The 21,447-nt window shown below is 56.0% G+C and carries 16 protein-coding genes; 5 read left to right on the plus strand and 11 right to left on the minus strand.

Features of this window, described 5'->3' with window-relative positions; genetic code table 11:
- Positions 1-22: 22 nt before the first annotated feature.
- From L2731_RS13350 to L2731_RS13375, 6 genes are all read right to left on the minus strand, one after another.
- Positions 23-2,872 carry a formate dehydrogenase subunit alpha gene (locus tag L2731_RS13350; protein WP_249253699.1) on the minus strand — a complete coding sequence of 950 codons (2,850 nt, stop codon included), beginning with the start codon at positions 2,870-2,872 and terminating at the stop codon, positions 23-25.
- 51 nt (positions 2,873-2,923) lie between these two features.
- A complete protein-coding gene (locus L2731_RS13355) occupies positions 2,924-3,124 on the minus strand; it encodes a twin-arginine translocation pathway signal (RefSeq protein ID WP_011863868.1) in 201 nt (66 codons plus the stop codon).
- A 165-nt stretch (positions 3,125-3,289) separates the two neighbouring features.
- Positions 3,290-3,955: a TorD/DmsD family molecular chaperone gene (locus L2731_RS13360; RefSeq protein ID WP_249253591.1), complete on the minus strand. Its 666-nt coding sequence runs from the start codon at positions 3,953-3,955 to the stop codon at positions 3,290-3,292.
- 10 nt (positions 3,956-3,965) lie between these two features.
- Positions 3,966-5,636: a 4Fe-4S binding protein gene (locus tag L2731_RS13365; RefSeq protein WP_249253701.1), complete on the minus strand. Its 1,671-nt coding sequence runs from the start codon at positions 5,634-5,636 to the stop codon at positions 3,966-3,968.
- A gap of 187 nt (positions 5,637-5,823) precedes the next feature.
- Positions 5,824-6,414: a DUF3306 domain-containing protein gene (locus L2731_RS13370; RefSeq protein WP_249253594.1), complete on the minus strand. Its 591-nt coding sequence runs from the start codon at positions 6,412-6,414 to the stop codon at positions 5,824-5,826.
- Complete coding sequence (locus L2731_RS13375; protein ID WP_144202355.1) at positions 6,414-6,884, minus strand: DUF3305 domain-containing protein; 471 nt, start codon at positions 6,882-6,884, stop codon at positions 6,414-6,416. The genes L2731_RS13370 and L2731_RS13375 overlap by 1 nt, the downstream gene beginning before the upstream one ends.
- A 295-nt stretch (positions 6,885-7,179) precedes the next feature.
- Between L2731_RS13375 and L2731_RS13380 the strand changes: the two genes are divergently transcribed.
- The 4 genes from L2731_RS13380 to L2731_RS13395 all read left to right on the plus strand — a co-directional run bounded on the left by L2731_RS13380 (position 7,180) and on the right by L2731_RS13395 (position 11,659).
- Positions 7,180-8,025, plus strand: coding sequence for a formate dehydrogenase accessory sulfurtransferase FdhD (locus tag L2731_RS13380; protein ID WP_249253596.1), 846 nt, complete (start codon positions 7,180-7,182; stop codon positions 8,023-8,025).
- Between the two features lie 24 nt (positions 8,026-8,049).
- The gene (locus tag L2731_RS13385; RefSeq protein WP_249253598.1) at positions 8,050-8,955 is read left to right on the plus strand and encodes a substrate-binding domain-containing protein; all 906 of its coding nucleotides are present in this window, start codon (positions 8,050-8,052) and stop codon (positions 8,953-8,955) included.
- Between the two features lie 87 nt (positions 8,956-9,042).
- Positions 9,043-10,932 (plus strand): DUF294 nucleotidyltransferase-like domain-containing protein, encoded by a 1,890-nt coding sequence (locus L2731_RS13390; RefSeq protein ID WP_249253600.1) that lies wholly within the window; start codon positions 9,043-9,045, stop codon positions 10,930-10,932.
- A 7-nt stretch (positions 10,933-10,939) separates the two neighbouring features.
- The gene (locus tag L2731_RS13395; protein WP_239853885.1) at positions 10,940-11,659 is read left to right on the plus strand and encodes a 3'-5' exonuclease; all 720 of its coding nucleotides are present in this window, start codon (positions 10,940-10,942) and stop codon (positions 11,657-11,659) included.
- Between the two features lie 47 nt (positions 11,660-11,706).
- Here L2731_RS13395 and L2731_RS13400 read toward each other — a convergent pair whose 3' ends face one another.
- Positions 11,707-13,278: a BCCT family transporter gene (locus L2731_RS13400; protein WP_249253602.1), complete on the minus strand. Its 1,572-nt coding sequence runs from the start codon at positions 13,276-13,278 to the stop codon at positions 11,707-11,709.
- Positions 13,279-13,656: 378 nt separating this feature from the next.
- On the opposite strand from L2731_RS13400, the gene folM reads away from it, so the two are divergent.
- On the plus strand, positions 13,657-14,364 hold the full coding sequence (folM, locus tag L2731_RS13405; RefSeq protein ID WP_249253604.1) for a dihydromonapterin reductase: 708 nt from the start codon (positions 13,657-13,659) through the stop codon (positions 14,362-14,364).
- 243 nt (positions 14,365-14,607) lie between these two features.
- Here folM and moeB read toward each other — a convergent pair whose 3' ends face one another.
- From moeB to L2731_RS13425, 4 genes are all read right to left on the minus strand, one after another.
- Positions 14,608-15,375 (minus strand): molybdopterin-synthase adenylyltransferase MoeB, encoded by a 768-nt coding sequence (gene moeB, locus L2731_RS13410; protein WP_239882204.1) that lies wholly within the window; start codon positions 15,373-15,375, stop codon positions 14,608-14,610.
- Positions 15,376-15,386: 11 nt separating this feature from the next.
- Positions 15,387-16,634: a molybdopterin molybdotransferase MoeA gene (gene moeA, locus L2731_RS13415; protein WP_249253606.1), complete on the minus strand. Its 1,248-nt coding sequence runs from the start codon at positions 16,632-16,634 to the stop codon at positions 15,387-15,389.
- A gap of 181 nt (positions 16,635-16,815) precedes the next feature.
- Positions 16,816-17,886 carry an efflux RND transporter periplasmic adaptor subunit gene (locus tag L2731_RS13420; RefSeq protein WP_239853880.1) on the minus strand — a complete coding sequence of 357 codons (1,071 nt, stop codon included), beginning with the start codon at positions 17,884-17,886 and terminating at the stop codon, positions 16,816-16,818.
- Positions 17,883-20,993, minus strand: a complete 3,111-nt coding sequence (locus tag L2731_RS13425) for an efflux RND transporter permease subunit (protein ID WP_249253608.1) — start codon at positions 20,991-20,993, stop codon at positions 17,883-17,885. The genes L2731_RS13420 and L2731_RS13425 overlap by 4 nt, the downstream gene beginning before the upstream one ends.
- Between the last annotated feature and the right edge of the window lie 454 nt (positions 20,994-21,447).

Below are 21,447 nucleotides of genomic sequence, written 5' to 3' on the forward strand. Positions count from 1 at the left end.
CTTATCTCCTCATCAAGTTGCGTTAGGCTTTAGTGATCTGACACAAGCTAGACTTAGTCTCTTGCATCTGAGTCACGACGTCATAGCCATAGGTCAATACTGTGTTGGCCGATTCACCAATGATGTAAGGCACTGTACCTTCTGGGTAGCTCTTCTCCAGGCTCTCGCCTTCGAACATACCCGCGAAGTGGTACGGCATGAAACACTCGCCTTCAATCACACGCGGTGTCACCATTGCCTGCACCTTGATCTTGGCGCCTTCTGGGCTGTGAACCCATACGACATCGCCATCACGTAGACCACGATCCGCCGCATCGGCAGGGTTGATCTCGATGAACATCTCTTGCTGTAGTTCAGCCAACCAAGGGTTAGAACGTGTCTCTTCACCACCGCCCTCGTACTCAACCAGACGACCAGAGGTCAAGGCGAGTGGGAACTCTTTGGCGAAGTCCTGATCCTGAATTGACTTGTACAGGGTAGGAAGACGCGCAACCATACGGTCATCGTAAGTTGGGTATTTAGACACAAGATCACGACGAGGCGTATACAGAGGCTCGCGGTGAACCGGAATATCATCCGGGAAGTTCCAAACGATACAACGGGCCTTAGCGTTACCAAATGGAATACAACCGTGCTTGATGGCGACACGCTGGATACCACCAGAGATATCTGTCTTCCAGTTCTTACCTTCGGCAGCCGCTTTCTCTTCTGCGGTCAGGTCGTCCCACCAGCCAAGCTGCTTAAGCATCTTGTCGGTGAACTCTGGGTAACCATCCTTGATCTCGCTGCCCTTAGAGTAAGAGCCTTCGGCCAGGATGTTGTTGCCATTGTGCTCAACACCGTAACGGGCACGGAAGTTACCACCACCGAAGCGGACTTCACGGTCGGTACGGTAGAGGATCTGGGTACCTGGGTGCTTCATCTCAGGCGTGCCCCAACATGGCCAAGGCAGACCATAGGTTTCGCCCTTAGCTGGGCCACCCGGTGCTTCCAGACTCTTGATGTCGAATGTGCCCCAGTTTTCCTGGTGCATCTTCAGACGCTCTGGGCTCTGGCCTGTGTAACCAATAGTCCACATACCCTTGTTGTATTCGCGGGTGATATCTTCGATCAACGGCTCGTCACCATTCACCTTGATATGCTTACAGAACTCTTTCTCTATGCCCCACTTCTTCGCCAGCTTGTACATGATGACGTGGTCAGGCTTAGACTCGAACAGCGGCTCGATCACCTGTGAACGCCACTGCAGTGAGCGGTTAGAGGCAGATACCGAACCATAGGTCTCGAACTGAGTCGCCGCCGGCAGCAGGTAGACACCGTCTTTACGGGTATGCATGACACCCGCCATGGTTGGGAATGGATCCACAACCACCACAGTATCCATCTTGTTCAGTGCTTCACGCACCTCACGGCCACGGGTCTCTGTGTTGACCGACTGACCCCAGAAGAATGACATACGGATGTTGTCTTTCTGAGCGATCTTAGACTTGTCTTCCAGCACACCGTCGTGCCAACGAGAACAAGGAATACCGGTAGAGGTCATAGGATCCTGACCCAGGCGTTGTTCCTGATCGAAGCGAGCCTTCACCCACTCATAGTCCAGATCCCATACGTTACACCAGTGCTTCCAAGAACCTGTCTTGAGGCCATAGTAACCAGGCAGGGTGTCGAACAGCAGACCGAAGTCGGTAGCGCCCTGAACGTTATCGTGACCACGGAAGATGTTAGTACCACCACCGGAGATACCCATGTTACCCAGGGCCAACTGCAGGATACAGTAAGCACGGGTGTTGGCATTACCTATGTGGTGCTGAGTACCACCCATACACCAGACTATGGTGCCAGGCTTAGTCTCGGCCAGTGTCTTGGCCACACGGTACATCTGCTCTTTAGGTACACCGACCACGTTTTCAACTTCTTCAGGGTTCCACTTAGCGGCAGCTTCGCGGATACGCTCCATGCCGTAGACACGCTGGTCGATAAAGGTCTGGTCTTCCCACTTGTTTTCGAAGATATGCCACAGCAAACCGTAGATATAAGGAATATCGGTACCTGGGCGAATATGCACGTACTCGTCGGCCTTAGCCGCAGTACGGGTGAAACGAGGATCGACAACGATAATCTTCGCGCCGCGCTCTTTACCTTCCAGAATGTGTTGCATGGCAACCGGGTGAGCTTCTGAAGGGTTAGAACCGATAAACATCATCGCCTTGGCGTTGCGGATATCGTTGAACGAGTTAGTTTGCGCACCATAGCCCCAGGTGTTAGCAACACCGGCTACAGTGGTAGAGTGACAAATACGTGCCGAGTGGTCGACGTTGTTGGTGCCCCACATGGCAGCGAATTTACGATAGAGATACGCCTGCTCGTTAGAGAACTTAGCACTACCCATAAAGAAGATTGAATCCGGGCCTGACTCCTTACGGATATCCAGTGCCTTCTGACCGACTTCCTCGATAGCCTGATCCCAAGAGATACGCTTCCACTTACCGCCTTCGAGCTTCATGGGGTACTTGAGACGCTTCTCGCCATGGCCGTGCTCACGCAGAGACGCACCCTTGGCACAGTGACCGCCGGCATTGAATGGATGGTCGAAAGCAGGTTCCTGACCTGTCCACACGCCATTTTGCACTTCGGCATAGATACCACAGCCCACTGAACAGTGAGAACAGATGGTACGCTTCACTTCGGTTGGCGCATCATGTGGCACTTCTTTCGCTTCGGCTTTGCGCATCATTCCAGCACCAAGCATAGAGGCCGCGGCAATACCACCAGTAGCAAGACCTGCAGACTGAAGGAACTGACGACGACTTAGACCTAGGGCAGGCTTTTTAGCGACTTCTGCCTGGTCTGTTTTGCGGGTTAATCGCATCACACACTCTCCTAATGTTATTGAATTACTGCGTAATTACTCGTCCAAGGCTTACTTGGTACGTAAAGACGCGTAATAACTACGAATATGATCTGTCTCGTGATAACCATCGCCGTGCGCTGCATCTTTTTGAGGTGCAGGCGTTGCTGCCGCAGCCTGGCCGCTCACGGTTGCCACGGCACCCGCTGCACTGCCTAGGGCTAATGCTTTTAGCAATTGACGACGACCCATATCGGAAGCTTGCTTCTTCATAGTGTCTCCTTGATGTTGACTCAATTTGGGCCCTAGTCTCATCATCTCGGTCAACCTAGCTTTCAGCCAGTTAACACTAAGACCAGAACCCGACGCTTGGTGAGGGTTGCCCCTCGGTTTCAGTATGTCGGCGCTTGCGCGCCGACATCAAAGCTAAACCACAGCCTAGGACGCGAGTTCGCTGGCTGTTGGTTCAATCTTCTCCGCTTCGCTGCCGGGGCAGTTCACCGGAATATCTAACTTAAGTTGTTCAAATTCATTGGCTTCGATAATGAAAAACGCCTTGGCCAGCTGCGCCAAAGTGGCGTAGAAGGCCGCGCTTGGCGCCCGTCCAAGATGGTCGCAGAAGCGATCGATCCAGCTGCCGATATGGCGCTGATAGAAGGCCAACTGGCGGAAGCCCGGCGCCTCCAGGATCAAGGTGCCCATCACCTCACACAGGGCGGCCACGTGATCTTCCGGCTCCTTCACCTCTTCGCTGCGCTCAAACCCCAGCTGCACCAGATCCTGTCTGAGCAGGGCCAGCGGCTTGTCCATCAGCGAGCCCGTCATAAACCAGCTGCCGTAGGGCAAAATCTCACCACTGCCGACGCCGAGGAAGATATTGAAATACTCATCTTCCAGCTGCTCGGGGGTAAACTGACCCGCCGCCAATTTCAGCGCCAGCCAGGCCTTGGTCATGTCGCTGTCATCGTCGGCATCTATCTCCAGAGTGGAAAGGAACTGCAACAGTTCAGCACTTGGCTGCTTGCGTAAAAGTGCCGCCAAAAGCTGGTAGATATCGGCTCTTAACTGATCGTTTTCTGATACTTCTCTTACTAATTCGGTCATGGCTAAACTCTTATCGCAGTTGCTTTTCAGGATCTTGAAGTATGTCTTCAAACATGTCTTTTACCCGGCAGTCGCTACACATCTTCAGACGCTCGGTATTCGCGCTAAAGGCACTGTGTCCGCCGACTACATCCAGCATCCGTTGCACCATGGATTGGGTGGCGAATGGGGTACCACAACGAATACATTCGAACGGGGCCTCCTCATTCAGGGTTTGACGGCTCTGACGGGCCGCCGCATCGAAATTAATCTGTGGTGTCAGGCTGATCACCTTCTCCGGACAGGCCGACTCACACAGGCCGCACTGTACGCAGTCCTGCTCGACAAAATAGAGCGCCGGCTTATCGCCGCCGTCGGTCAGCGCCTGGGTAGGACAGGTCGACACACAGGAGAGACACAAGGTGCAGTTATCTGTGTTAACACTCACCTTGCCGTAAGGAATATTGCTCTTGCTCAGGCAGGCATCGGTAGAGGCCGCCTGGCTGTTGAGGTGATCGATCGCCGCGTAGAGGGTCTCACGCTTAGTGGTGGCAGCGAATTCACCCGGCACTATCACAGGCCAGCTGGCGCTCGGCTCGATCAGCGCGGCTAGCTCGGCAATCTGCTTGGCCTCAATCACGCTGACACGCTGGGGCTGACCCATCTCATCGAGGATCTCGTTGGCCAGCTTGAGCTCGCCGTTGAGCATCTGAGTCAGGGTCGGCGCGGTGGCCTCAGTGTTGAGCACTAAGATCTGACGTGCGCCCCAGGCCAAAGCCGCCATCCAGTGATCCATGCTGGCGACCGTGATCTCCTCGAGTTCTACCGGCAAGATGGCACCAGGCAGCTCGTCGCCGATCAGTGAGGCACCCAGGCTGGCATCGTGGAACAAAATCACGGGGGCGGTCTGCGCCGCACTGCGGAAGCGTGTCACCAGCTTGTTCAGGTAGGAGTGAAGCGCCTGTGGCGTCGGCAGATCGTAACTGATGGCTCCCGTTGGGCAGGCATTGGTACAGCTGCCCGCACCGTGGCAGAGGTAAGGGTCGATCTCTATCTTGTGATCTACGCTGGCGATGGCATCGGCCGGGCAGAAGTTGAGGCAGCGGTTACAGCCATCGATACCGTTTCTGTGGTGAGCACAGATGTCGCTGTTCACCTTGACGTAGCGAGGCTTATCGAACTCGCCGATCAACTCGGGCAGCTGGGCGATGGCATCCATCAACTTGGCCTCATCCTGCCCCACGTAGAAGTAACCCGGTGGCAGCATCTCGAGGTTGATGCAGGGCGCTTGGCTAAGGTCGAGGATAAGATCGAAATGGGCCTTACGAATGGCCACCAGGCTGAGGTCGGCGGTGCCGTTGTCGTGCTCAACCTTGACCTGGAATTGCCCCAGGAAGCCTTTGATCTCGATGAGCTTGTTGTAGTAGCTCTCGACATCTTCGGCGGCGCTCATCACCTTCTCCAGGTGGTCTTCATCCTGGCTGGTGATCGACTCGTTGGCCAAAATGGCGCGCTGACCCATATTGGCCAGCTTGTCGGCCGCCAGGCGTGCCAAGTCTTCCGGACCAATGATCAACACATTGCCCTCAGTAGTGTAACTCACTGTGGGTGGGATCAGGTTTTGCAGAATTTGTGTCTGTCCCAACACTTGCTGGCGCACCTGTTTCAGGTGGGCCAAATTGTCGCTCGTCTCTAAATGCATGCTCACATTGCGTTCCTAAGCAGTATTTGGCTGCTGTATCAGCCGGGTGGCTGTTGTGCTCTGACGGCATGCGCTTGTTGCGCCAGCTTCACCCTGAATTCAACGATTATCTAACTCGTTGTTAATTGCGGTTAATACAGCAATTCACGTACCAAATTTATGGATTTAAAAGCACTCTAAACTTACCTTAAACAACAGGTGGCTTGGTTGATGCCTGTAATTCTGGTTCATTTTGGGGCACCTCATCGGATGCCCTGTCCAAATTGTCCTCGACCTGCGCCGCAGCGTTTTCCTGCTGCGCCTGCTGTGTTTCAGCCGCGTCGGCGCCAGCCTCCGCCGCCTCTTCATCCTTAGTCAGATGCCTGAAGACCTTCTTGGCTAATTCGGCCGATACCTCGGCGGTCAACTTGGGTTGATCCGTATAGTCCAGGGCATATTCCAGCAGGCCATCGATCTCGTTATAGTGAGGCTGTTTCCACAGGGCTCGCAGGGCCGCCGTCTTAGCTTCTGGGTCGACATTGTCGGCCATGAAACTGGCGAAGCTGCCGCCCACCTCTATCTTCTCGGGATCCGGCAGGTCCTCGGCGGTCAGTATCTTCTTCTCTTCACCAGAGGCTTGGTCGCTCGGCTCGTTAACTTCTGCACCTTCGGCCTCAACCGAAGGCGGAGCAACTTGCTCCTCGGTCTGTTCGGCCAGGCGCGCCGCCTCTTCCTCGGCCTGCACCTGCTGGCGACGCTGGGTCCAGCGTGCGAAGAGTCCGCTTGGTTTATCACTCATCAGGACACCAGCCCCCTATCCGGATTGGTACTCGGCCCCTCGTTCTTACGGCGATTAACATGCTTGCGCCTATGGGCGCAGATCTCCACCTCGCCGTGACGGGTGATGAAGGCCTCGATCCAACAGGCGATCGCCTTAGGCATGGGAAAATTCAGCACAGGAGTGTCGCCTTCAAGGCAACCGGCTGCGACATTTTGGTCGGCCGAGATATAGGCGGGTACCCAGGTACCATCTTCCAGCTCGTCGCACACCACGTAGAGCATGGCATTATCCATATCCAGGTTGATGCGATAGCTACCGCGCTCATCTTTGTAGAGCTCCAGCATGACGATGTGGGCCCCGGCAGGCGCGGGCTGAGTGGCTGGGACTATCTGATCTAACTCCCAACTTTCAGCGGTCCAGCGCCCCATCTGTTTCTCCACCTTTTTCAGTGAGACATACATGGGCCATTGACTTTCGGTATGTTGCATTGCGTCTCCGTTTTGCCTAGCAGGCCGGCGTATTGCAGATTCGCCGGGCATTGGGTTAGCGATAGACCTAACAAAGCAATTTACATGCCATCGCCAGAAGGGGAATAGTTTGAACTGGATCATCAAATCCCTAACAAGCGTAGGACAATTTGTCCTAAAAGCCATTTTGGCCGGGACAGAAAAGGGCGACATCGCACAAAGTCGACGCCTGGATCACGCATTTACACTCGAAATCATTGCATGGGAACGATACTTGCTATGCTCAGTGCGCCCCCAATGCAACAAGACGAGAGCAATGACAAGTTATAAACACCCCACACTGGTCAAGACCCAGGCCGATGCCCCACTCACCATGGCCGTGAAGGCCATCAACGAGCAGGGCGAAGTGGTCGACAAGTATATCGCCTGTGAACGTCCCCTCACCCTCTACCTGAACTGGCGTCCCATAGTGACCCTGATGACACTCGGTGCCCGTCCCGAGGCGTTGGCACTGGGCTACCTGAAAAATCAGGGCTTCATCAGCGACGTCCATCAGCTCGAGTCTGTGATCGTGGATTGGGGGATTAACTCGGCGGCGGTGATCACCAAGGAGTCGACCGCACACCTGGAAGAGAAGCTGGCGGAGAAGACGGTGACCACAGGTTGCGGCCAGGGCACTGTGTATGGCGGCTTCATGGATGGCGTCGAAGATATTCGCCTGCCGACCCCAAGGCTGAAACAGAGCATGCTCTATAGCCTGCTCAATAACATCAGCGCCTACAACGAGACCTATAAGAATGCCGGCGCCGTGCATGGTTGTGGCCTGTGTGAGGGCGATCAGATCATCGGCTTCGTCGAAGATGTCGGCCGCCATAACGCGGTAGATACACTGGCCGGCGAGATGTGGCTCAAGCAGCAGAGGGGCGGCAACAAGCTGTTCTACACTACTGGGCGACTCACCTCTGAGATGGTGATCAAGGTGGCCAAGATGGGGATCCCCGTCCTGCTTTCGCGCAGCGGTGCCACCCAGATGGGGCTGGAACTGGCCCAGAAGCTGGGGATCACCATGATCGCCCGTGCCAAGGGGCGCCACTTCCTCATCTACCATGGTGCGGAAAATATCGAATTTGATGCCACGCCGCCGAAACGCAACCTAGGTTAACGGCAAAGGTTTAAAGGACTATCCATGACTGAACCCAGCGAACTCGTCTACATGAGCGCCAAGCAGGTCGCCGAGTATCTCGACCTGAACGAGAAGAAGGTCTACTCCATGGCCAACGACCGCATATTGCCCGCCACCAAGGTGACGGGTAAGTGGCTGTTTCCCAAGATACTGATCGATCGTTGGGTCATGGACTCCTGCCATAGCGGCATGCTGTCGGATCGCATGCATATCACGGGCAGCGACGATCCCCTGCTCTCCATGTTGGTGGCCCGTCTCATGTCTAAGATAGGCAAGAGTGACCTGATCAGCTACAGCTCCACAGGCTCTCGCATGGGGCTGGACCTCTTGTCTCGCGGCTATGCAGACGTCTGCACCCTGCATTGGGGTAATGTGGAAGAGCGTAACATTCGCCACCCAGCCCTGTTAAAGGGCTACCCTAACCACCAGCAGTGGGTGATGGTACACGGCTATACCCGTCAGCAGGGGCTGATGATGCGCAGCGAGATGCACCACAGATGTCAGGAGGAGGATAAGGTGATAGGTCTGCCCTGGCGCTGGGTGGGACGCCAGGCGGGTGCAGGTAGCCAGCAGCATCTGGAACACTGGCTGATCAAACAAGGGGCCAGCATAGAGCAGCTCAATCCCCAGATCACCGCCTACAGCGAGCGTGAGCTGGCAGGCTTCATCGCCCGCAACGAGGCCGACATAGGCTTCGGCTGCCAATCCGTGGCGCTGGAGAGCGGCCTGAGCTTCGTGCCCCTTGTGACCGAATCTTTCGACTTCGTGATGCCCCAGGGGATCTACTTCAGACGTCAGCTTCAGGCGCTGTTCGAGATGCTGGGCAGCCCCCAGAGCCGACAGCTCGCCGCGCAACTCGGCGGCTATGATCTCAGCCAGTGTGGTCAAATGCTGTGGACGGCCCATTAGCCCGAAATCTTTTGGCTTCATCGCCTTACAAAGCCTGTGCTATGGGGTAGTATGTAGGGTATTAGCAAAACATCTACAGGCAAGCCGATGGAAGCAGAGTTAAACGAGATCCAAAACTTCTTAGTCCAGTATCCCCCGTTTAACGCCCTGCCCGAAGAGGTGATCAGCATGGTCAGTCGCCATGTGGAGATCGCCTACTATCGCCAAGACACCCCCATCATCCACTTCGGCGATCATATCCATGACCTCTACATGGTGCGCAGCGGCGTGGTGGAGGTCTATCGACGCAAGGGCGAACTCTATAACCGCCTGGACAGCGGCGATCTCTTCGGCCAAATGGGCCTGCTGACCAACAACAAGGTGCGTTTCCCCGTCAAGGCGATAGAAGATACCCTGGTCTATTGCATTCCCGAGGCGATCTTCCAGGAGCTCTATGAGCAGCACGATACCTTTGCCGACTTCGTCGAGGTGGAAGACAGCGCCCGCCTGCGCCAGACGGTATCTAACTCCAGCGATCAAAATGACCTGACCACCTCTAAGGTGAAGACCCTGCTGACCCGGGATGCCCCGGTGATCCATAAAGATGAGAGCATACAGCAGGCGGCCATCCGAATGGCCCAGGAGAATGTCTCCTCCCTGCTGGTGATCGATCCGGACGTCTTGGACGATGAGGAATCCGATGTCTCGCCCCTGCTGGGGATCATCACGGACAGGGATCTCTGCACCCGGGTCGTCGCCGAAGGCATCGACCCGGCCACCGAACTGGCTAGCGTGGTGAGCACAGAGGTGATCACCCTAGATCATAACGCCTATGTCTACGAGGCCATGCTCACCATGCTGCGCTACAACGTGCACCACCTGCCGGTATGCAAGGGACGCAAGCCCATAGGCATCATAGAAGCCACGGATATCGTCAGATACGAGTCACAGAACTCGCTCCTCTTGGTCAGCAGCATCTTCCAGCAGCAGAGCCTGGAAGATCTGGCGACGCTTTCTGCCCAGGTTAAAGATAGCTTCGTGCGTCTGGTCAACGAGGATGCCAACTCCCACATGGTGGGCAGCGCCATGTCGGTGATCGGCCGTAGCTTCAAGCAGCGCATACTCGAAATGGCCGAAGAGAAACTCGGGCCGCCGCCCATCCCCTACTGCTTCCTGGCTCTCGGCTCCATGGGCCGCGACGAACAGCTGATCGTCACCGACCAGGACAATGCCATCATACTCGACGACAGCTTCGACAAGGGCAAACACGACGACTACTTCAGCCAGCTGGCCCTGTTTGTCTGCGACGCCCTGGATCGCTGCGGCTACAGCTACTGCACCGGCGATATCATGGCCACCAACCCTATGTGGCGCATGACCCGCAAAGAGTGGGAAGCCTGTTTCGCCGACTGGATCGACGACCCCAACCCCAAGGCCCTGCTTAACGCCTCCATCTTCTTCGATCTCGACGGCGTCTATGGCCGCCTCAAGTGGGCCGAGCAGCTCAACGGTTTCATCGTACGCCGGGCACGGAAGAACAACCGCTTCCTGGCCTGCCTGGCCCGCAACGCCCTCAATCGCACCCCACCACTGGGCTTCTTCAAAGACTTCGTGATGGAGAAAGATGGCCGCCATAACAACTCCATCAACCTCAAGCGACGCGGCACGGCGCCGCTGGCGGATCTGATCCGAGTACACGCCCTGGCGGTCGGCTCACGCTCTCGTAACTCCTTCGAGCGCTTGGACGACATCATAGACGCCAATATTCTTCCCAAGGGCCGTGCTCAGGATCTGCGCGACGCCATGGAGTTCATCTCCATGGTCCGTATCCGCCATCAGGCTTTTGATGTCGAGCAAGGCATAGATCCCGACAACAACATAGAGCCGGAAAATCTATCCGACTTCGAGCGGCGTAACCTCAAGGATGCGTTTCAGATCTTGAGTAATGCCCAGAACTTCCTCAAGTTCCGCTACAACGCCAGCAATCAGTTTAAGTGAGGCCAAGATGCTGAAGAAGCTACTCTCACCGCCTAGCATCGACTGGCCCGGTAAGTTCGAACAGAGACTCAAGACCACTGAGCATGAAGGCTTACGCCAGTACTACATGGGAGGCCTGCCCGATCCCGACACCCCGCTGGCGGAGATAGAGTTTCTGGCCATGGATTTCGAGACCACGGGCCTGAATGTCGACAAGGATGATATCGTCAGCATAGGCACAGTGCCCTTTAATCTGCGGCGCATCTTTCTCAACCGCGCCAAACACTGGACGGTAAGACCCAGAGAACAGCTGGCCGAGGAGTCGGTGATCATCCACGGCATCACCCACAGCGACATCCTGGACGCACCAGATTTTTCCGCCATCTTCGAACAGGTACTGCAGCAGATGACGGGTAAGATCATGGTGGTGCACTATCAAGAGATAGAGCGACGCTTCCTCGAACGGGCGCTGATCAACCGTATTCGGCAGGGGATAGAATTTCCCGTGATAGACACCATGGCACTGGAAACCGACATACAGAATCGCCAGCATGGCGGCCTGCTCAATCGTCTCAAGGGCGACAAGCCGGGCTCGGTAAGGCTGGGGCAAAGCCGCTCGAGATACGGCCTGCCCAGCTATCCGCCCCACAACGCCCTAACCGATGCCATCGCCACCGCCGAGCTGCTGCAGGCACAGGTCGCTCATCACTTCGACCCCAGCCGTCCTATCAAGGATTTTTGGCAATAAAAAAGGCGGCCAGGCCGCCTCTTTTGTTAACTTTAACCGACTCAGCTTTAGAAGCGCTCGGTACGCATCCCCTTGAGCAGGCTGACACACATCAGCAACAGAATCACGGTAAAGGGTAGCGCGGTCGAGATAGCTCCGGCCTGCAAGGCCTGAATCGCCCCAGTGCCGCCAATCCACAGCAGTGCCATGGCAATCGCACCTTCCAACAGCGCCCAGAACACACGTTGCGGTACGGGCGCGTCTATCTTGCCGCCGGCAGTAATGCTGTCGATCACCAGAGAGCCGGAATCCGACGAGGTGATGAAGAACACCAATACCAGCACCACGGCGATGATGGATAACAGAGTGCCGAAGGGTAATACATCGAACATCTGGAACATGGCCAGCGGCACATCGGTCAGGCCTTTCTCACCCAGCTCGCCAACCTTGTTGACCACTTGATCGATCGCCATGCCGCCAAATACCGACATCCAAATAAGGGTCACAGCCGTAGGTACCAGCAGCACTGCGGTAATGAACTCACGCACTGTACGGCCCTTAGAGACCCTGGCGATAAACATGCCCACGAAAGGCGACCAGGAGATCCACCACGCCCAATAGAATACCGTCCAACCCTGGAACCAGGCCTCATCGGTACGGCCGTGAGGATTACTCAGGGGAATGATGTTCTCCACATAGGCCATCAGGGTGGTGGGAATGGTGCCCAGACTCACGGCATAGCCGATCATGGCCACCAAGATAAGCAACAGGAAGGCGACGATCATATTGATATTACTGATCACCTTAACGCCACCGTCGATGCCGCGCACCACAGAGACCACGGCAAGCAGGGTCACACCGACAATCACTATCATCTGCAGCCCAAGGCCGGCATCTATGCCAAACACATGGTGGATACCACTGGCGGCCTGCTGCGCCCCGAGTCCTAGCGAAGTAGCCAGGCCAAACAGGGTGGCCAACACGGCGAGGATATCGACTATGTGACCCGCCCAGCCCCAGGCTCTGTCACCCAGCAGGGGATAGAAGATGGAGCGGATAGAGAGAGGCATACCCTTGTTGTAGGTGAAAAATGCCAGCGACAGGGCGACCACACCATAGATGGCCCAGGGGTGCAGACCCCAGTGGAACATGGTGGCACCTAAGGCCAATTTGGCCGCCTCGGGCGTGTTGGGCTCGACCCCAAGCGGCGTCTCATACCAGCCGGTGAAGTAGGCCACCGGCTCGGCCACACTCCAGAACATCAAGCCTATCCCCATGCCTGCCGCAAATAGCATGGACAACCAAGAGAGGAAAGAGTAGTCCGCCGTGGCCTCGTTGCCACCCAGGCGTATCTTGCCATACGGCGACAGGATTAGACCCAGGCAGAAGATCACAAAAATATTGCCCGACCAGATAAACAACCAGTCGAACGCGCCAATAATCTTCCACTTGATACCGTCGAGCACAGACTTAGCCGTCTCGGGATCGGTCAGTAGGGTCGCCAGCAAGAAGGCAGCGATCAACCCGGCACTCACCCCAAATACGGGGTTGTGTACATCAAACCCCCACTTCTGCACATTGTCCTGACCAACCGTATAGTCGGTGCTTTCAATGCTGTATTTATCAATACCTTTCGTCATCGATTCTCTCCGTTAAAACCTCAAAGAATCGCCACCAGGCCATCATTTAGATTCGATTAAAATGATTTGAACTCATAGCAATATAATAAAAATATTCGCCCCCATTGTAACAGCCATAGCGGTGTTATTCCAAATTGAAGCCAAAATTTGGCCATATATATCTATTTTTCCGGATAAAAACTGTATTGATCGGCATATCGACAACCGGCGATATAATTCGAACACAAACAATAAAAGATTTATTGGAGGAGAATAAACTTATAACCATCCAGATAAAAAAGCCCCAAGACAAGGGCGGTTGGCCCGAAAGCACTTGAACCCGGCGAGTCGCCGCGGCTACTATCGATGCCAACATCGGCAATTCCAGAGAGCATCAGGATGCAAAAAAACATACTCATCACTGGCGTAGGCAAACGCATCGGCCTCTATCTGGCCAAGGCCTTTCTTGCCCGCGGACACAGGGTGCTCGGCACCTTTCGCACTCACTACCCCAGCATAGACGCCCTCGCCGAACTGGGCGCCGACCTCTATCAATGTGACTTTACCGATCAGGCACAGCTCGACGAACTGATCCAGACGCTGAAGCTGCGTTACCAAGGCCTGGATGCACTGATCCACAACGCCTCGCTCTGGTTGAGTGACGACGATCCTGTGGGTGTCGATGGGGTCATCAGCCAGATGATGCAGGTACATGTCTATGCTCCCTATCAACTCAACCTCGCCCTGGCACCGCTACTGCAAAACCGAGAGACCATGACAGACATCATCCATCTCACCGACTATGTGGCGCAGAAGGGCAGCAAGAAGCATATCGCCTACGCCGCCAGCAAGGCCGCACTGGAAAATATGACCCTCTCCTTCGCCGGCAAGTTGGCGCCACAGGTCAAGGTCAATGCCATCGCCCCGGCGCTGATCTGTTTCAATGAAGATGACGATGAGGACTATCGCGACAAGGCCAGGGCCAAGTCTGTGTTGGCAAGAGAGGGTGGCGAAACCGAGGTGCTACAGGCGATCGACTATCTGATGCAGAGCCAGTATGTGACGGGGAGCTCCCTGGCGCTGGATGGCGGCAGACACCTGAAGTAATACCAATCGTAATAAACAATTGAGCATTCTAGCTTGTTAAAACGCTCGATAACTGTATTAGTATTTTTAATTGTAGAATAACTACTTATCTAAAAATCCTGCTTTGTTCTCAAGCGTTTTTCCTGCGCTATTTCTGATCACATGTTTACTGTGATTGGTATAATACTCAGATAACGGCAAAATCGACCGGACATAAAAAAAGCGAGGCCAGACCTCGCTTCTCACTTCGCCATAAGTAAACACTCACACACCGCATACCTGGCAGCCAGGCTGCTTAGGGAGTTTCATCTCGCGAAACTCCATGGTCATGGCATCTATCATCAGGATGCGGCCGCTGAGTGTCTTACCCATCTTGGCCAGCACCTTGATCGCCTCCACCGCCTGCAGGCAACCTATCATACCCACCACGGGCGCCAGAATGCCCGACTCGACACAGGTCAACTGTTGATCGCCAAACAGCTTGCTATAGCAGTGATAACATGGGCTCTGCTCGCCATAGTCGAACACTGTGACCGTCCCCTCCATACGTATGGCGGCGGCCGATACCAGGGGTACCTTGTGCCGGAAACAGGCCTGATTAAGCTGTTCACGCACCACTATGTTGTCGGTACAGTCCATCACCAGCTGATGCTCTGCCACCAGCGCCAGGATCTGCTCGTCATCGAGCACGGCGTTGATCGTCTCTACCTTTAGATGCGGATTAAGCTGCAGCAGCGATGCCTTAGCCGACTCCACCTTGGGCTGGCCGATGTTGGCATCATGATGCAGTACCTGGCGCTGCAGGTTCGACAGCTCCACGGTATCGAAATCCACCAGCGTCAGCTGACCCACACCCGCGACGGCAAGATACTGGGTGGCGGCGCAGCCTAAACCACCGGCACCTATCACCAACACCTTGGCCTGCTTGAGTCGCTCCTGGCCGTCGAAATCCATCGCCTTGATGGAGATATGGCGGCTATAGCGCAGGATCTCAGCGTCAGAGAGGATCTCCTCTTGCATATTCGGCTCCATCTGCCCAGCCCCTAGAGTGCCAGCACTGAGTTGAAGGGCTCCACGGTCACCAGGCTACCGTCCGGCGTATCCCCCTGATCCTGAGACAGGATGATAAAGCAGTTGGCCAGGCTCATGGAGGTCAGCATGCCAGAGCCCTGACCACCGGTGACGCTCACCTCGGCCTCACCCTGGGCGTTTTGACTCAGCACACCACGTTGATATTCGACTCGGCCGGGGAACTTACGCAGGTTGCCCTTGAGCTTGGCTTGCAACGAGAGCGGCTTGACCTGTGGCAGCCCCTGCATCTTATTTAACAGCGGCCACACCAGCTTGTAGAAGGTCACCATGGAGGAGACAGGATTACCCGGCAGACCACAGAAGACAGCCTCGCCGATGCGCCCGAAGGCGAACGGCTTACCCGGCTTGATGGCCAGCTTCCAGAAGGTGATCTCCCCCTCCTCGTCGAGGATCTGCTTGGTAAAATCGGCATCACCCACGGAGACACCGCCCGAGGTGAGCACCATGTCGGCACTGGCCGCGGCATTACGGAACGCGGCGCGGATCGCCTCAGGATCATCCTCAATCACCCCGAGGTCTATCCATTCCACGTTGGCGCGGCTCAATAGCCCCTGAATGCTATAGCGGTTAGAGTCATAGATCTGACCCGGTGCCAGCTCACTGCCCACGGGGCGGAGCTCGTCACCCGTAGAGAAGAAGGCGACCTTCACCAGACGGGTCACCCGCACTTGGCTGGCGCCTATGGTGGCCAGCACGCCCATCTCTGCAGCACCAATCTGAGTCCCTGCCGACAACACCTTACCGCCAGTTTTCACCTCTTCGCCGCGACGACGCACGTTGGCGCCAAGGGCCTTGGGCGCCTCGATCACTATGCTATCGCCGTCTGCCTCGACCTTCTCCTGCATCTGTACCGTGTCGTAACCCGGCGGCACAGGCGCGCCCGTCATGATACGCACACAGGTATTGGCGCTGGCCTCGCCCTCGAAGGGATGACCGGCAAAGGATTGACCGATAAGCGTAAAACGATTTCCCTGGGCCAGATCCTCGAAACGGAAGGCATAGCCGTCCATCGCCGAGTTATCGAATGGCGGCAGGTCTATGCTAGACGCCAGATCCTCGGCCAGCACACGTCCCAGCGCATGGGGAAGCTGCACCATTTCCGATTCTTCCAATGGACGAACTTGTTCCAAAAGCTTGATGATGGCTTCATCGGGATGCATTAGGCTGGGTTTTGCACAGGGATCGGCTTGCATAGACATAGAGTACCTTAGCGTTAACTGTAGGATATGAGTAAAAGCGAATATTGCCGCTCATTATGCCATGCTGAGATCAGAAGACTATGATCTCGACGGCAGTTTTTGGCCGCAATCTGCCGAGATTCAACCAAAAAGCCGACACAGGTGGGACCTATGTCGGCTCGACTATCTCCAAAGATATAGATTAACCGGCGCTCAGCACCGGGGCGTCACCCTGCACTTTTACCTGTTGACCATCTTGCAGCGTCTCGGCGCCGCGGATCACCACCTGATCCCTGTCGCTTAGCTCGCCTTTGACGGCGATCCACTCCCCTTCACCGTCACCCAGCTCCACGGCCACCTTCACCGCCTTGTTGCTCTCATCTATCTTGAACACGAAGGCACCGGCGGAGCGCAGCACCACGGCATCGCGAGGCACTAAGGTGGTCAATTGTTTGGGAGCGATCGGCAGGGCAAGAGACACCAGCTCGCCAACGTTGAGCATATCCTGGCGCTCCAGCGGCAGGTCGATGCGGGCCTCGAAGGTCTGCGAGCGCACGTCGGACACAGGGATCAGGCTGCGGATCTTAGCGGAGAACTCTCCCAGGCCGTGGTAGACCCTAAGCTCATCCCCCACCTTCACCCGGCGGCTGTGCTTGAGCGGTGCATGCAAGCGGATCTCCAGGTTGTCCGGGTCTGTGATAGCGACGATAGACTCGGCGCGGCTGATATCCTCGCCCGCCTGACGCTGACGCGCCGTGATGATGCCGGCAAAGGGCGCCTTCACCTGGGTGCGGGCGATATCATCGAGGATCATCTTGAGCTTGATCTGCGCCAGCTTGAGGTTGGCCGCCGCCAGATCACGGTCCGAGCGCGCCTTGTCTAACTCGGTTTCCGAGGCATTCTTGTTAACGATCAGCTGCTGCAGCCGCTTCAGCTCGCGGTTAAGCCGCGATAGTCCCACGGTTTCATACTCTATCTGGGCCTCCTGCTGAGCCTTCTGTAATTCTAGGCGCGTCTTCTCGATACGGGCCACAACCTCGCCCGCCTTCACCTGAGTACCCGCCTCGATCACCCACTCTAGCTTGCCCTCGATACCCGAGGTCAGCTCGGCATAGTTACGGGAATGGACAGAGCCTATCACCATGATCTTGGGCGACAGGGCGCGGTTCTCAACCTGAACCACCTGCACCAGACGCTCAGGCGCCTCGCCCTGAGCCCAGCTCATGGGGCCGAAAAGAGAGAGCGCCAGCACGCCGACAATTAAGGATCTCATGACTTCACTCCTGTGGTGGATGCGAGGGCTGGCTCATCGGCCACCCGATCTGTAACTGGACTCAGCCTATGGGCCAGACGCAACAGGCTGGGCATTAAAATAAGGGTAAACAAGGCACTAAAGGTCATGCCGCCGACGATAACCGCCGCCAGGCCACGATAGATCTCGCTACCTACCCCCGGCACCAACATCAGCGGCAGCATGCCGAAGATGGAGGTCAGGGTACTCATGTACACGGGGCGGGCACGGGTCGCCACGGCCTGGGCGATGGCCAGATCGATATCCGGGTTGTCCCTATAACTCTGGCGAGTCTGATCCACCAGCAAGATGGCGTTATTGACCACCAGCCCCAGCAAGATGATGAAACCTATCATGGTCAGCAGATCCAGACTCTGGAAGCTAAACAGGTTAAGCAGGCGCAGGCTCACCACGCCACCGCAGATCGCCAGCGGCATGGAGAGCAAGACCAGCAGGCTATCCTTGGCAGACTTAAACATGGCCGCCATCAGCAGGAAGAGGATCACCACGGCCAGGGCAAAGTTGGCTCCCATGTCTTTGATGGTGCTGTCGAGCTTGTCGGCACTACCACGATACATGAGGGAGCTGTTCTCCGGCAGGCTGGCTCTCAGGGTCGGTACCGCCGATTCGTTGAGCTTCTCCAGCGCCTCATCCAAGGACATATCCGCCGGCGGGAAGATCAACAGGCTGACGCTACGCTTGCCGTTAACCCGCTGCAGCTGAGTCGGTCCAACAGTGCGCTTGAGGGTCGCCAGTTCGCCTATGGTCTGTATGCCCGCCGCCTGGGTATAGACGGGGGTCGCCGACAGCTGTTCGGGCACCTGCCACTTGGGCCCCTTGAGCAGCACATCCATGCGCTCGTTACCGTCGAAATACTCGCCCACAAACAAGCCAGAGGTATAGGCACGAATGGCATTGGCTATCTGTATCCTGTCGACACCGGCCTGGGCCAGGCGGCGCTCGTTAGGGATCAGCTGCAGCTCGGGTTGTGCCATGGAGAGCCCAGGGATCGGCCTGACAACCGCGCCAGGCAGCGCCTCCTGAATGAGCCCCATCCCCTTGCCTGCCGTCTCCATCAGGGCCTCCATGTCGGCCCCCTGAAGGTCGATATTAATCGCCCGGCCGCCATTAAAGCCAAACTGCAGCAGGGAGCCACGGTTGGTGAAGGCCTGGGTATCGGGCAGGCCCACCAAGATCTCCTTGTTGAGCAGATCTATCATGGTATCGGCCTGAGACGGGTCTTCGGGATAGATGAAGAGCACGTTGAAGGCGCTGTACATGGAGAAGTTATACCCCTTGATATAAGGCTGCTTCTCCTTGTCATAGTAAGGCTTGAGGCGCTCGATGATCACATCGCCCACCTCCTTCTCCAGCGTCTTCACATTGGCGCCCGGCGGCAACGCAAAAAAGGCAAATATGCCGTCGGAGCGCGCCTGGGGCAGAAAGTCGGGCCTAGGCATCAGGGCAAACGTCAACAAGGCGGCCCCTATGATCAGGGTGACACACCAGAAGCTGGCGCGTTTCAAGTCGCCGGTGAGGCGCTGGACAGTAGTCGATATCCACTGCCACAGGCGACCTTTTTGCTGCCCATCTTCCTGTGAGGAGAGTTTGAGCCACAACAGGCTAAATACTGGGATCAGGGTGATGGCACTGATAAAAGAGGAGACCACGGCCACCGACAGGGTAAGCGCCAGGTCTGAAAACAGCTGCCCCTCCACCCCAGGCATAAACAGGATCGGCAAGAAGATGGCCACTGTCGTCGCGGTCGAGGCCAGCAGGGCGCCCTTCACCTGATCTGTGCCCCGGGCGATGGCCTCGCGAACAGGTGCCCCCTGCTGCAAGATACGCACTATGTTTTCCTGCACTATGATGGCCGCATCCAACACCAGCCCCACGGCGAAGGCAAGGCCTGCTAGAGAGATCACGTTCAGAGTACGCCCCATCATCTCGAGGAAGAAGAAGGCGATCAACAACGCGACGGGGATGGTCGAGGCGATCATCAGGGTCGCCCGGAAGCTACGCAGGAAGGCATAGAGGATCACTAGGGCGAGTACCACACCTATCGCCAGGTTACCCTTCACCAGCCAGATGGCCCGCTTGATATGTACAGAGGCATCGAAGGAGAGATCCAGCACCAACCCCGCCTCCTTGAGCGGGCCCTGGTTGAGCTCGGCAATCGCCTCGTTAACGCCGTCCAGCACCTTCACCGTATTGGCATCGAAGGTGCCTTCTATCGTCATATAGTAGGCAGGATAACCATTACGCTTGGTAAAACCCTGCACTTCTGCGGTAGAAACGGCCACATCCGCCAGCTCGTTGAGGTAGATGGGGCGCCCCTCGTTATAGGTGACGATGAGATTGCCTAGGTTTTCCGGCGTGTACTGACCAATGAAGCGCACCGTATATTGGCGACGCCCCACATTGGCGGTACCGCCCGAGATATCCGCCGCCCGCGAGAGGGTGCTGCGCAGTTGATCTAAGGTGATCCCCAACGCTGCGGCGCGGTAGGGGTCGAACTCGATATGCAGCTCTTTCGGCAGGCGGCTTTGCAGTTGCACCGAGCCTACGCCTGAGATCAGCCTCAGCCTAGGCTCCACCACATCGTCGATCAGCTTCTGATACTGGGCAAAGTAGGTGGCCGGATTGTCCGGCGCCATGCGGATCAGCAGAGAGGCCAGATTCGGCGCACCGTTGCCCCCGCCGACATTGATGAAGGGCTCGTTGGCGTCCAGCGGCCGCGGCGGCGTCTGGTTGAGGGCGTTGATCACATTGATCATCCCCGCCTGCATGTCGCTACCCACCTCGAAGGTGAGTGTGATGCCGCCAAAGCCCTGAGAGATGTTGGAGGTCATTTCGACAACTCCCGGCACCTGGCGTAACACATTCTCTTGAGGCTCTATGATGTTGGATTCCATCTCCTGTGGCGCCGCCGAGCGCCAGTTGTTGAAGACAGAGATTTGCGGCCGCTGAATGTCGGGCAACAGCTGAATCGGCAACTTGCCTATGGCTAACACGCCGAATATCGCGATCAGCAGCAGCGCCACTAAGGTGCCGGCAGGATTACTAGTGCTTAATTTGGTGAGGTTCATCGGTTGTCCCACCCCTGGCGCTAAGGCTCGGCCGGGGTCATGAGATTAAATTCTTGACCCTAAAGCCTAGAGACAAAGTGTTAATAAATCCGCATGATTTGGTTAGCAAATGTAACAATTGAACGAAGAGCCACTTAATTAAGCCATTAACGATAATTATTTGCATTTAAAAACATTGAGTTAAGTAAAGATGGTTGCAATTCGCCGGGGGGTTAAACACAATAAAAAGGGCCTGTACCTTTCCTGTTTGTTTTTGCCGCAGTTTGAGGGTAATTGATACAAGGCAGAGCCTGAATCCTGTCGTTATTCAACACAAACTGGCGATAGCGCAGCAGAAATGGCCTAAAAACGCTGCCCAAAGGGTTCATCTAAACCCGTTTAGATCGAACAAAAACTGAACCTGAAAGATAAACAGGCCCTAAGCAATTAGAAATGACCCAATTAAGGAAGTAAC

The organism is Shewanella aquimarina, from assembly GCF_023349185.1.
Classification (GTDB): domain Bacteria; phylum Pseudomonadota; class Gammaproteobacteria; order Enterobacterales; family Shewanellaceae; genus Shewanella; species Shewanella aquimarina.

Bases quoted from the DNA above. Each gene is read 5' to 3' on its own strand.
- L2731_RS13380 (WP_249253596.1), top strand. From the start codon at position 7,180: ATGACAAGTTATAAACACCCCACACTGGTCAAGACCCAGGCCGATGCC.
- moeA (WP_249253606.1), bottom strand. From the start codon at position 16,634: ATGTCTATGCAAGCCGATCCCTGTGCAAAACCCAGCCTAATGCATCCC.
- L2731_RS13390 (WP_249253600.1), top strand. From the start codon at position 9,043: ATGGAAGCAGAGTTAAACGAGATCCAAAACTTCTTAGTCCAGTATCCC.
- L2731_RS13365 (WP_249253701.1), bottom strand. From the start codon at position 5,636: ATGCATTTAGAGACGAGCGACAATTTGGCCCACCTGAAACAGGTGCGC.
- L2731_RS13420 (WP_239853880.1), bottom strand. From the start codon at position 17,886: ATGAGATCCTTAATTGTCGGCGTGCTGGCGCTCTCTCTTTTCGGCCCC.
- L2731_RS13425 (WP_249253608.1), bottom strand. From the start codon at position 20,993: ATGAACCTCACCAAATTAAGCACTAGTAATCCTGCCGGCACCTTAGTG.
- moeB (WP_239882204.1), bottom strand. From the start codon at position 15,375: ATGGAGCCGAATATGCAAGAGGAGATCCTCTCTGACGCTGAGATCCTG.
- folM (WP_249253604.1), top strand. From the start codon at position 13,657: ATGCAAAAAAACATACTCATCACTGGCGTAGGCAAACGCATCGGCCTC.
- L2731_RS13395 (WP_239853885.1), top strand. From the start codon at position 10,940: ATGCTGAAGAAGCTACTCTCACCGCCTAGCATCGACTGGCCCGGTAAG.
- L2731_RS13360 (WP_249253591.1), bottom strand. From the start codon at position 3,955: ATGACCGAATTAGTAAGAGAAGTATCAGAAAACGATCAGTTAAGAGCC.
- L2731_RS13385 (WP_249253598.1), top strand. From the start codon at position 8,050: ATGACTGAACCCAGCGAACTCGTCTACATGAGCGCCAAGCAGGTCGCC.
- L2731_RS13370 (WP_249253594.1), bottom strand. From the start codon at position 6,414: ATGAGTGATAAACCAAGCGGACTCTTCGCACGCTGGACCCAGCGTCGC.
- L2731_RS13355 (WP_011863868.1), bottom strand. From the start codon at position 3,124: ATGAAGAAGCAAGCTTCCGATATGGGTCGTCGTCAATTGCTAAAAGCA.
- L2731_RS13350 (WP_249253699.1), bottom strand. From the start codon at position 2,872: ATGCGATTAACCCGCAAAACAGACCAGGCAGAAGTCGCTAAAAAGCCT.
- L2731_RS13400 (WP_249253602.1), bottom strand. From the start codon at position 13,278: ATGACGAAAGGTATTGATAAATACAGCATTGAAAGCACCGACTATACG.
- L2731_RS13375 (WP_144202355.1), bottom strand. From the start codon at position 6,884: ATGCAACATACCGAAAGTCAATGGCCCATGTATGTCTCACTGAAAAAG.